The organism is Psychrosphaera sp. HA2-10, from assembly GCF_055693745.1.
In genome coordinates this window covers 1,012,611-1,024,819 of sequence record NZ_CM146341.1, presented here as the reverse complement: position 1 = coordinate 1,024,819, position 12,209 = coordinate 1,012,611, and the positions used below count along the sequence as shown (strand labels likewise).

At 38.5% G+C, this 12,209-nt stretch carries 10 protein-coding genes; all 10 read right to left on the bottom strand.

The genetic code is table 11. The features are described from left to right. Nucleotides 1-404: 404 nt before the first annotated feature. Nucleotides 405-1,220, bottom strand: coding sequence for a hypothetical protein (locus ACZ1GV_RS04730; protein ID WP_472675460.1), 816 nt, complete (start codon nucleotides 1,218-1,220; stop codon nucleotides 405-407). Next, nucleotides 1,221-2,306: an AAA family ATPase gene (locus ACZ1GV_RS04725; protein ID WP_472675459.1), complete on the bottom strand. Its 1,086-nt coding sequence runs from the start codon at nucleotides 2,304-2,306 to the stop codon at nucleotides 1,221-1,223. Beyond that, nucleotides 2,303-3,319: a hypothetical protein gene (locus tag ACZ1GV_RS04720; RefSeq protein ID WP_472675458.1), complete on the bottom strand. Its 1,017-nt coding sequence runs from the start codon at nucleotides 3,317-3,319 to the stop codon at nucleotides 2,303-2,305. Before ACZ1GV_RS04720 ends, ACZ1GV_RS04725 begins: the two co-directional genes overlap by 4 nt. A 148-nt stretch (nucleotides 3,320-3,467) precedes the next feature. Further along, nucleotides 3,468-3,866 (bottom strand): hypothetical protein, encoded by a 399-nt coding sequence (locus ACZ1GV_RS04715; protein WP_472675457.1) that lies wholly within the window; start codon nucleotides 3,864-3,866, stop codon nucleotides 3,468-3,470. Nucleotides 3,867-4,041: 175 nt separating this feature from the next. After that, complete coding sequence (locus ACZ1GV_RS04710) at nucleotides 4,042-5,067, bottom strand: leucine-rich repeat domain-containing protein (protein WP_472675456.1); 1,026 nt, start codon at nucleotides 5,065-5,067, stop codon at nucleotides 4,042-4,044. Between the two features lie 23 nt (nucleotides 5,068-5,090). After that, on the bottom strand, nucleotides 5,091-5,777 hold the full coding sequence (locus tag ACZ1GV_RS04705; RefSeq protein WP_472675455.1) for a penicillin-insensitive murein endopeptidase: 687 nt from the start codon (nucleotides 5,775-5,777) through the stop codon (nucleotides 5,091-5,093). Continuing rightward, nucleotides 5,767-7,173: an FAD-binding oxidoreductase gene (locus tag ACZ1GV_RS04700; RefSeq protein ID WP_472675454.1), complete on the bottom strand. Its 1,407-nt coding sequence runs from the start codon at nucleotides 7,171-7,173 to the stop codon at nucleotides 5,767-5,769. Before ACZ1GV_RS04700 ends, ACZ1GV_RS04705 begins: the two co-directional genes overlap by 11 nt. A 282-nt stretch (nucleotides 7,174-7,455) precedes the next feature. After that, nucleotides 7,456-10,380 (bottom strand): aminomethyl-transferring glycine dehydrogenase, encoded by a 2,925-nt coding sequence (gene gcvP / locus ACZ1GV_RS04695; RefSeq protein ID WP_472675453.1) that lies wholly within the window; start codon nucleotides 10,378-10,380, stop codon nucleotides 7,456-7,458. 82 nt (nucleotides 10,381-10,462) lie between these two features. After that, on the bottom strand, nucleotides 10,463-10,852 hold the full coding sequence (gene gcvH / locus ACZ1GV_RS04690) for a glycine cleavage system protein GcvH (RefSeq protein WP_210559759.1): 390 nt from the start codon (nucleotides 10,850-10,852) through the stop codon (nucleotides 10,463-10,465). A 139-nt stretch (nucleotides 10,853-10,991) separates the two neighbouring features. Beyond that, nucleotides 10,992-12,077: a glycine cleavage system aminomethyltransferase GcvT gene (gcvT, locus tag ACZ1GV_RS04685; protein WP_472675452.1), complete on the bottom strand. Its 1,086-nt coding sequence runs from the start codon at nucleotides 12,075-12,077 to the stop codon at nucleotides 10,992-10,994. Nucleotides 12,078-12,209: the final 132 nt, after the last annotated feature.

The following is a 12,209-nucleotide window of genomic DNA, read 5'->3' as shown; positions in this document are numbered from 1 at the left end:
TTGAGTCTGCGAGAGCAGAGCCGCTGGCTCTTGCTTCCAGATTATTAATATTCCAAAGACCGCTTCACTCTGTAGAGCAGATATTGAAAAGAAATGGCGCAAAGACCGGCAGGTATACCTACAGAGCTGCCCGTTGCTCTCACGTATTTCTATCCCAAAATGTTCTAGCGCGAGCATTCATTTCTCGCTCAAGATAAAGCAAAACCTATTAAGTTTCCTTTTATAAGCTCGACAATAAAAAAGCGAACCATATCTGGTGTCGTGCTCGAATAAAGTTTGTGAGTCGGAGGTCTAGTTTATAAGGATTTTTTCAAGCTAAAAATCGAATATAGTTTGTGAGTATTTTTTAATTTTAGTGAATTTAGCCTTATCGATATTAATAAAGTTTGTGAATCGTACTAATGTTAACTGAGAATTTTATATCCATTTTCAGGATAGGGTGGAAGACCGATATTACTTATGATCAAGTTAATGTTGGTGTTATTCGTGGGTTTTCCAATTGGATACCCATGAAATTTACAATCTTCGTGGGCGGGAAACTGATACCACTTATCATTATAAAAAGAAAAAATAGCGTTTTTACTAAGTAAATGAATTCCTTGATCCAAAATTTGTTGAGCAACTTCGATCGTGATATCCATCTTTGTATGTACCTTTCCTGCTACCGCTTTAGATTCTTTTATTTCATGTTTAGGATTTGGTTCATATTGCCTAAGAAATGGAGTTGCGCAATTTTCGGAGAATAAGTTGATAATCTTTTTGTTACTACCCTCGAAAGTAATTTCTGAACAATTATACCCCTCTGACATTTGAATAGAAACAAAAGCTGGAAAACTAGAATAACGTTCTGATAAAGCAGCATGAATTAAACTATCTTCGATCTTTCTATTACACGGAGCAATTAGATCTTTGATCGTGAGATCTAGAACATTCATATCAACGAATGGACCTTGAACGATATGCTGTAAAACTAATGTGGATACGTCTTTATATTTGGGTGATGTACTAGATTTGGCGAGTAACCATGCCAAAAATTCATAAATCGACTTATCTTGACAAACAGGCATAGTCTTTAGAGCTTTTGTCCTTCTGACAGGAGTAGAGCCTCTCATCATATTTGATGAACTAATAGCTTTAGCTAGTATTTCAAAAGCTCCAATTGCCTCTTCAAAATCCTTAAATTGACCTTGAAATGAAAGGTCATTTATATACATATCCATTTAAAATAATTTCATTAAGTCATTATTAATCTGATCGAAAAAGCCAATGTCTAAGTCCGTAAAGTTTCCATCACTGTCTATTCTTATTTCCTTAACTTTTCTTTCTCCGTTTTGTTCAGATATTGAGTAAATGATATTACTGTTAGTATCCAATGAATTCTCTTTAGCGAACACTCTTAATCCATTCACTATATGGTCGCTATGAGTCTCAATGATAACCTGAACCCCGCTTTGGGATAAAGTCGCCAAAATTCCAATTAGTTGAGACTGAGCTGAAGGGTGAAGATGAACTTCCGGGTTCTCAACAATTAACATTCCCCCCGGTTCAATTGTTGAAGCGGCTATAATTATTGGTAAGACATAACTTACACCGAAACCTGTATTAATAGGCCTAACAAAGTCTTTGCTTGAACTCCCCCCATACAGGTGATAAACCTTATCAATATTTTCAGCTTCAGTTACTTTCATCTCGAATGAAGGATATATCTTTTTCATTGCTTCCCGAACAACTACATCTGTAAATACTAGTTTTTCAGGCTCAGATGGCTCTTTTAAGTGGGAGCAAATTGATTTTGCAAAAACTTGATTTACGCATGGATGTTCTTCAAATCTGGCAAACTCGGAAAGTGCATATTCACCATATATTCCAAGGTCAAGTTTTTCACTATTTCTATTTACATCGTAACTAGCTCTAGGCCCAAACCTCTCGGCACATAAGTAAACAAAATCATGTTGAAATTTTGTAGTTACCTCTTTAACTTCATCAGTCAATTTAAGGACATAATCTTGTTTTTCTTTTATTGTTACATTGGCTCGGATAGATAAATCATCAATAGTTATTTCAAAATCACTGCTTTCGGCATTGTGATTAAAAAGATCTACAACTTTTCCGAAATTAAAATAACTTCCAAAAGTACTAAAGCATCCCTTAAATATATTTTCCTTATTTTGAACAACGGACAAGACAGCTTGAATCGCAGTTGATTTACCGGCAGAGTTAGCACCACAGAACATAGTTAAAGGTGCAAAATCAAATGGCTGCTCTTTAAAGCACTTAAAATTCTTAACATTAATGTTACTAATCATAACTCTAATTTTTTACCTAATTGCCATATATGCATGTCATTCCTAATAAGAGGAGTATCTCGACCAAATAGTGCTTGAAGTAGGCTAGGACTTCGCTGTTTATGTATTGGCAAAATACTAATAATTCCAACTTGATTCAGAAACTGTCCGTCTTTACTTATTAAATGATAAACTTCATCAAAAATGCTGGAAAGTTCATTTGTTAGGTAGGAGTTATGCATATTTATTTCAAACATGATTTTATCAAGAGCTATATCTAATTGATCTTCATATGAAATTTCTAGGTCAGAAAACCCATGCTCATAATGATCTTCAAATTGATTAAAATGCTTTCGCCTATACATGCTGATTTCGTTTTGCAACTTTCTATCTTTTAGAAGCTTTACTAACACTAAAACCAATATATCTTCTTGTAACGCAAGAATAAAAGAAGTGCGTTGTTTGGTTTTGCCTAAATTATTTGCAAGATTGAACTCTTCGTATATATGAATTGTAAAATCTCTCAATCTTTCTTCAGCACTTGGAAAGCAGAAGTTCCTTGCACTTTGATTAGAAAATTTAATATTTTTTTCTTTGTTTTTATTTTTAAGAAATAAGCATTTGAGTAACGGATTCAGACTATGGTCAATTACATTCAAATTAATGTTGGTTTGAAATAAATCATCTCTGTCTGAATAATCAAAGGTACGAAAGCTATACCCTTCTAGATTTCGAAGATAACGTAACCCCGTTAATCGAAACTTACCTTCTTTGAAGTCTATCAATGTTGAAATAACATCAATTCCAGTCAGAATGTTAATCTGTCCGAACTTATCTTCCTCTGCCCAAATTTCTTCATTGGGCAAGCCTAACAACATTGTTTCGATTAATTGAGATTTATAGCGATTATTCCATCTTGCATGCAATCTAAAAAAGGACCTATAATCCAAGCGCCCAATTTCAATCATTTTAACAAGTTCGTACAATGAAACTTGTTTTGTCTTAAATCTCATTCGAGATAAATTTTTGCCCATAAAACAATCTAGTTACTTCAGAAGAAATCCAATAAGTTACAAATAGTTAATCATATAAAAACTTAGCTTCATATTAGCATAATTAATACACATAAATCTTTAGTTATTTACACTTCAAAACATATAAAAGGAATCTATTTGGTGCGAGTTATTTGTGTTGTTTTCCTTGTTCAGAATTAATTTCCAACCACTTTCGGCATTCATCCAGCAGATAACTAAGAAACTTCTGTTCTGCTTCATCTCTAGGAAGGTCTTCATGGCAAATCAGCCTTGAACCGTCACGACAATCCCAAACTTCTCTCAACCAACAAAATACCTGCTCAAGTTTTAGGTTACTACCCAAATATTTGCCATCAGGTAGTTCGGTATCAATCTCATGGTGAACATCCCAATATATGAAGTTCACACCTTCCATTAGGTCGATAGACCTTGATGAGATTCGTTTCATTATATCTTCTGTTACTAACCATGCAGCAGCTACTCTAGTCGGAACACTAACGTCCATTTCTTCCATAGCTTTGATAAACAATTCTGACGCTTCCGACATTATTGGATCTTTATCCATCTGCAAAAAATTTATGCTATCTGTATATATTCCTTGATTTAGCCATGTATCCGCCAGCATTACCAAGTCAGTTGATGAGAGCAAACCTAGCTGAAAATAAGCGATTGCAATATCAGGAGGTAAAGGAAATATATTATTTGCATTCATTTAATTAAACCTAGGTGTCTAGTTGCCACGGATAAGCAACATAGCCTTTATCTTGGAAAAACTGTTTAGTACTGTCGTTCCATTTATTGCTGCCAGACCAGAGTGAAATAACCTTAAGTGGACTAGGCCAGTCATTCTGTTTCAAAGCATCCAAATCCAATTTAGTCCTACTGACACTTAAGCGAAATAGCTCTTTTTGTGAGGTTAAGTTTGATACATTTGATAGGTTCTTACAGTTACCAATGATTAAGCTTTTCAAACTTGCTTCGCTGAGGTCGATAAATTCTAACTTTGTCTGATCTTCAATATGCAAACACTCCAGATTCGGGAATTTTGCAAATGAAGGTAGCTTTTCGAATCCTCGGACTCGCAATATGCGTAAGGTTTTTAGTGTAGGGATAGATAACTCATCAATATCATCTCTTCCTCCCAACAATATCTCTAACTCTTCCAATGCCAATGTTTCATTCAAAAATTCCAAAGACACCTTTCTGTTAATTTGACTTAGCTTAAGCTGCTTCAAACTTGATATCGATTTTATAGATTCAATATTTTTTGTATGCCCAACAACGCTCAATTCCCTGAGTGAAGTTGCGTTTTTTAGAGCCTTTAAATCAAAGTTCTTTTTTCTGTTATCAGAAATTCTCAATTCTTGCAGGCCAACTAATTGAAGCTGGCTTAGAAAATCTTTATCGGCAAACTCAAATACACCAAATGAAAGAACCTCAACATTCTTTAGCTGATATAGATGTTCGATGCTCTCGATTTCCGACAAACAATCAATAGACAAATTAACTACGTTAGGGATATAAGAAAGCCAAGTTGCATCAAAAGCACCAGAATAATGACCGTAAAATCTAACTTCTAAATTAGCTCCATATTTCAGGCATAAATCATCAACCTGCTTCAATAATTGTGAGTTATATACTGGTTCACAGTACTGAATAACTGGATATTCACCGTTATCAATTATCTGTCTTATTTCTTCCTCAACAATGTTGGTTGGGTCGTTTAGTCTATTAAATTTTTTAACCAATTCACTTTCCTTACAAAAACCAGCTATTTATTACAAGGGATTTCAAAATCAACATGATAATGCTCATCATGCCTTACCCATGAACGCTTCTTTGAAAACTGAATGTTCTCTTTCAAATAATCCGCATATTGAGTATTAAATAAGTTAGGTTGTAACTTAGGGTCAAAAATCACGCGCCACAAGTCATAGCCATGTTTAACAGACTGTTTGTGTAACGCTACAATGTGAGCGGCAAGCGCTTCATAATCAATCGACAAGTTTTCATACTTGCCTGACTCATTAAAGTCGATGTCATATCCAAACTTATTCAGTGGATGTGTTGGAAGGTGAGTCGATTTTCCTTTTGAGTCCATTACTGGTGTCATAAAATCTACAGACAAACCGTTTTGATGGGTCTTGTGAGGTTTGAACTTCCCTCCCTCTTCAAAGCCAGTTTCTGCATATTTGTATAACTTTTGGGGCTGCATAACCTCTAGGTCAGAATATGCATCAACAACAATATCTCTCACTTTTGAATGAACATAAGTTCTGCCAGCTAGTCGTGCAATATTGCTATAACCGACATAATTATTGCCTTCATCAGGAAGCTGGACACCGTGTTCAAGCCTTCCTACCGATGTGGTTCCAAAACAAGTACTTTCCATAGAGGCAAGATTGAAACTAAATGTAGTTAGAACAAATAGAAAGGTAGTAATTGTTTTATTCACCATAATGCTGCTCCCACAATTTATTACTGAATCGATTATCGGGATCTAGCTTTTTCTTTAATGCAAAAAATTCATTAGCTCTTGGGTAAGCATTATGGAACTGCTCTGTCGTAGCGTGCAGTTGGTATGGTAGATAATATGCTCCACCTTCAGAAATTACCGCATCAATCATTTCCCTACTCCACGCTTTAACCTCTGCTTTATCCTGATCTGATGTTCCTTGGCGGTAATAAACAACAAATGCAAACACCTCTTCTCTTGCCCACGCTAGTAATGAACCAGTATCTGGCAAAGCGTGTCGAATTGAAACATTAAGCACATTTACTTCATGAGCTTTAAAAATGGCTGACATTTTTGCAGAGAAGCTATCAAACCTATCAATAGGAACGAAATATTCCCTTAGAACATAGGTTTCATTTTTTCGGCTTTTTGGTTCTAACTCTCTAACATCATAACTGGCTTCATAGTTTCGCCATTGAACCGCTTCAGATGAGTACTGAATCGGCTCGATAATGTGTTGTCTCATCCATTTTCCAAGATCAGTATCAGCAACAAACTTAGCTGCTTTAGGTTGCCACCAATAATCCTTGTCGCGTGAAATCAGTTTATCTTGCACAGTAAGAGGCTTGTTAGTTTTCACCCAGCTAACACTATTCACATGTGTATAATCTGGCGGGTAAATATCAGCATTATGAAAAACGACACTTGGGTTATTTTTCACGTTCTGTTCAAAGAAAGATTTGTATTGTTCAATCGTCATGTAGTCAGTTTCTCGACCAACTTTGACATTTGGAACTAGCTCAAGAGTTGCCTCAGCGATGACACCTAAACCGCCATAGCCACCAATAACACCATAAAACACTTCAGAATTTTCGTCTGGTGACGCATTTACAATAGAGCCATCGGCTAAAACAACTTTTATAGATTTAACAGATCTTATAATTGGACCTTCATCCATATAGCGTCCATGCACATTAACGCTTAATGAGCCGCCTACAGTGAAGTTAGAATATGACTGCATAATTTTTATAGAGAGACCTTTTGGATCAATAACATCCTGAATGTCACGCCAGCGGATACCGCTTTGAACAGTAATTTCCTTTGCTGTGGGTTCAAAAGAAACAACTTGATTAAACTCTCTCATATCAAGGTGCAGGTGTTCTTCTAGTGCGATTTGACCGCCTTGGCTATAGCGACCACCCCCAATGGCTATTTTTCCTTTTGTTGCAATGATGGCAGCCTGAATCTCCTCGACAGATTTAGGCGAAATTACTTTCGATACTTCTATTGGATTAAGTTGAGTTACATCGTTTACTACATTGACGTTATTGGGAAAAGGCTCTGGTTCTGGCGCAAAGTCCACTAGTACATAGGCAGCAAGCAACAAAACGATTGTCAATAAGACAACAAAAATTGTAGAGAGGTATTTAAGTAACCTCTTCCCTGCAATGAACATAAAATCCCTTTATTTCTATAATTTTAGAGCTGTTAGATTACCACCTTAATCTCAACTTTGTCCAAAAGTGACAGTTCTTTATGTTTGGAACCAAAAGAATATTTATGATGTTTTACTAAAGCAAAAAGGTGAGCACTAGGCTCACCTTTTAATTCAGGGACGAATTAATGTCTAAGATTAATGGACGTATTGTTCTTAGACTCTATTCACCGTAGACACAAGTTTTTACTCGTCGCGATATGAATCAATATCCGGACAAGAACAGATCAGGTTACGGTCGCCGTATACGTCATCTATACGAGTTACCGTTGGCCAGAATTTGTTTTGCTTAACCGCTTCACATGGGAATGCTGCATAGTCACGGGCGTATGCGCGATCCCAGTTAGGGTCTAACACGTCTTCCGATGTGTGCGGTGCAAACACAAGTGGGTTGTTGTCTAATGTCCAATGGCCGCTCTCTACTTTCGCAATTTCTTCACGAATAGAGATTAATGCGTCGATGAAACGATCGATTTCAACTTTAGCTTCTGATTCTGTTGGCTCAATCATTAACGTGCCAGCAACTGGGAATGACATAGTTGGCGCGTGGAAACCATAGTCATTTAGACGCTTAGCAATATCCATTTCTGAAATGCCTGAGCTTTCTTTTAATGGGCGAATATCAACAATACATTCGTGAGCAACACGGTTGTTGCGGCCACGATATAAAATTGGGTAGTGCTTGCTCAAGCGCTCAGTAATGTAGTTAGCGTTTAAGATTGCAACTTCTGTAGCTTGTTGAAGACCATGTTTACCCATCATGGCAATGTATGCCCAAGAAATTGGTAAAATACCAGCAGAGCCATATGGAGCCGCTGAAACCGCACCGTTATCAGCACCACCATTAATTGTCATGCCGTCAATTTCATTGTCACCAAAGAACTCAACTTTTGTCACTTGGTGATTTGGTAAGAACGGCGCCAAATGCGCTTTAACACCAATTGGGCCCATACCTGGACCACCGCCACCATGTGGAATACAGAATGTTTTATGCAAGTTTAAGTGCGACACGTCAGACCCAATGAAACCAGGCGCTGTAAGGCCAACCTGTGCGTTCATGTTGGCACCATCCATATACACCTGACCGCCATTGTCATGAACAATATCACATACTTCACGGATGCTTTCTTCATATACACCGTGTGTAGACGGGTACGTTACCATGATGCAAGAAAGTGCGTCTTTGTGCTCTTCTGCTTTGGCTTTAAGGTCAGCCATGTCGATGTTGCCTTGCTTGTCACACTCAACAAGCACAACTTTCATGCTGGCCATTTGAGCAGAAGCTGGGTTAGTTCCGTGCGCTGAGCTTGGGATCAAGCAGATGTTTCTGTGATGATCGCCACGGCTTTCGTGGTATTTACGAATAGCGATAAGACCAGCGTATTCACCTTGCGCACCAGAGTTAGGCTGCATTGAAATGTTATCGTAACCAGTAATTTCAATTAACCAATCAGACAATTCGCCAATCATTTTGCGATAGCCTTGCGCTTGAGACATTGGCGCAAACGGGTGCATGTTGCCAAACTCAGGCCAAGTAACAGGGATCATTTCCGCAGTCGCGTTTAGTTTCATCGTACAAGAACCAAGAGAAATCATAGAGTGGTTCAATGACAAATCTTTGCTTTCTAATTTACGAATATAACGCAGCATTTCAGTTTCAGACTGATAGGCATTAAATACTGGGTGCGTAAGAATATCTGTTTTACGAGTATATTCTGCTGGTACTGAATCAAAACCTTGAGCTGCATTATCTAATGCTTCTACTGTAAGACCATGACCTTCACCTAAAACAACATCAAATAACTCAATGATATCTTCGCGAGTTACTGTTTCGTGCATAGATACTGATAACTTGCCGTCTAAATCTGAACGGAAGTTAACAAGCTTGTCCGCAGCGCGTGCAAGAATTTCATCTTTGTTTGTAGCTTCAAACGTTACCGTGTCAAACCAAGAGTCATTAACCAGTTTAACGCCCTTTTCTTTTAAGCCTAAGGCAAAAATATCAGCTAAACGGTTAATGCGTTGCGCAATGGCTTTTAAGCCTTTTGGTCCGTGGTAAACAGCATAAAAAGATGCCATGTTCGCCAGTAAAACCTGTGCAGTACAAATGTTCGAGTTGGCTTTTTCACGACGGATATGCTGCTCACGAGTCTGCATAGCCATACGCAATGCTTTGTTACCACGACGGTCTTTAGAAACACCGATGATACGACCTGGTAATGAACGTTTGAACTTGTCTGTTGTTGCGAAGAATGCAGCGTGTGGACCACCGTAACCCATTGGCACACCAAAACGCTGTGCAGAACCAAGTACAACGTCCGCACCAAATTGCGCTGGGCCTTCTAACATGATTAAGCTCATGATGTCGGCTGCCACTATGGCAATGGCTTTTTTCTCTTGCGTCGCTTCAATTAATGGTTTGATGTCATTAACCTGACCTTCTTGGCCAGTGTAATGGAACAGTGCACCAAAAATGTCGTATTCAGATACTTTTTCAGCAACATCAACAACAATCTCAAAACCAAACAATTCAGCGCGTGTTTTAACAACGTCGATTGTTTGTGGGAATACATCATTTGCTATAAAAAATGTATTGGCTTTTTTTGCTTTCGCAACACGTTTAGCTAACGCCATTGCTTCAGCAGCTGCCGTTGCTTCATCTAATAAAGATGCGCTTGCTAGCTCTAAGCCAGTTAAGTCTATTGTTAATTGTTGGAAGTTAAGCAGTGACTCTAAACGACCTTGTGCAATCTCTGGCTGATAAGGCGTATAAGCCGTATACCAACCTGGATTTTCTAATACGTTACGCTGAATCACGTTTGGAACTGAAACCGGGTGATAACCTAAACCAATATAAGACTTGGCAATCTGGTTTTCACTGGCTACCGACTTTAAATACGCTAACGTTTGCTCTTCTGTTTGAGCATCGCCAATATTTAAGGCTTCTGGCAAACGAATAGAGCCAGGAACCGTTTGGTCAATCAATTCTTTAACTGAGCTAACGCCCAAAGTTTTACACATCTCAAGCTGCTCATCTTGGCTAGGGCCAATATGACGACGGATGAAGATTTCATTTTGCTCAAGTTGCGATAGGCTAAATTTTTCTGACATGGCTAACAGATTTCCTACAATTAAAATAGACAAAACCTCGCAGGATTATCCGAGCGAGGCTTTAAAATATTCTGACGTTGACTTAGTCTTCGTCGATAGAGTCGGCGTAACCACCGGCATCTAATAAGTCGTCTAGTTCTGACTCGTCTTCAAGCTTAAGCTTGAATAACCAACCGTCACCGTACGCGTCTGAGTTTACATTCTCAGGTGCGTCTTCTAAATCTTCGTTAATGGCAATGACTTCACCGCTTACTGGTGCATATATGTCAGAGGCCGCTTTAACAGACTCTGCAACTGCACAATCGTCGCCTGCAGCAAACGTATCGCCAACATCTGGTAAGTCTACAAACACCATGTCGCCAAGAAGTTCTTGTGCGTGCTCTGTGATACCAACAGTAACGATACCGTTACCTTCGTTACGTACCCACTCGTGAGACGACGCGTATTTTAAGTCCGATGGAATATTGCTCATTTTAAGTTCCTTAGGGATCTTTCTTTATTAATCTTATAAGTTGTTTAGATAACTAGGTTGTCTATTTTGTTAGCCACCTGCAAAGATAATGGCAGTTGGCAGAATGTTCAACCTAGCAAATCAAATATTTATTGTGATATTACAGTACTGACTTACCGTTACGCACAAATCCAGCTTTCACGACTTTTACATCTACTAGCTTTTTACGCATTTCTACTTGTACCGTGCTACCTAACTCAACACCTTTTGGAACACGAGCCATAGCTACTGAATAGCCTAAAGTTGGTGAGAAAGTCCCTGACGTTATTACGCCATCGCCTGCCTCAGTGATCACTTTAAGACCACCACGAAGCACGCCTTTTTGCTCCATAACTAAGCCAACAAGCTTATCTGAGCCTTGTTCTTTTAACTTAATTAAAGCTTCACGGCCAATAAAGTTACGTTCTGCTGGCTCCCAAGAGATAGTCCAAGCCATATTCGCCGCTAATGGCGAGATAGTCTCATCCATATCTGAACCGTATAAGTTCATACCTGCTTCTAATCGCAACGTATCACGCGCGCCCAAGCCAGCTGGTTTTACGCCTGCTGCAATTAGTTTTTGCCAGAAATCTGCGGCTTGCTCAGGAGGAAGAATAATTTCATAACCCGCTTCACCTGTGTAACCCGTTGTTGCGATGAATAGGTCACCGGCTTGAACACCAAAAAATGGCTTCATGCCTTCGACAAGTGCTTGCTGTTCAGCGTTAATAACGGTGGCAACCTTTGCAATCGCATTTGGGCCTTGAACGGCTATCATTGCATAATCAGGTTGTTCAGTAACGGTTACGTCAAACCCTTCACTTTGTTTGTTTATCCAAGCTAAATCGTTCTCACGAGTCGCCGAGTTAACAACCATACGATAAAAAGTTTCGTCAAAGTGATAAATGATAAGGTCGTCAATAACGCCACCTTCTTCATTTAGCATGCCGGTATAAAGAGCTTTACCTGCCACTTGAAGTTTAGCAACGTCATTTGTTACTAGTTTTTGTAAGAATACTTTTGCGTCTGCGCCTTTAATGTCCACAATAGTCATGTGAGAGACGTCGAACATACCTGCATCTTGACGAACTGCATGGTGTTCTTCGATTTGAGAGCCGTAGTTAATTGGCATTTCCCAACCGTGAAAGTCGACCATCTTAGCGCCCGCTTCGATGTGTTTATCAAATAAAACCGTTCTGTTGCTCATGAACATTACCTTTTAATAAAAGAGTGCTGTAAAGGACTGCAGTAAAAATTTGCGCCAGAGTATACCGCATAAAAAAACAGAACTCTACGCGTTGGTGATTAGTAATATTAATGACAAATAAACGGTAACTAA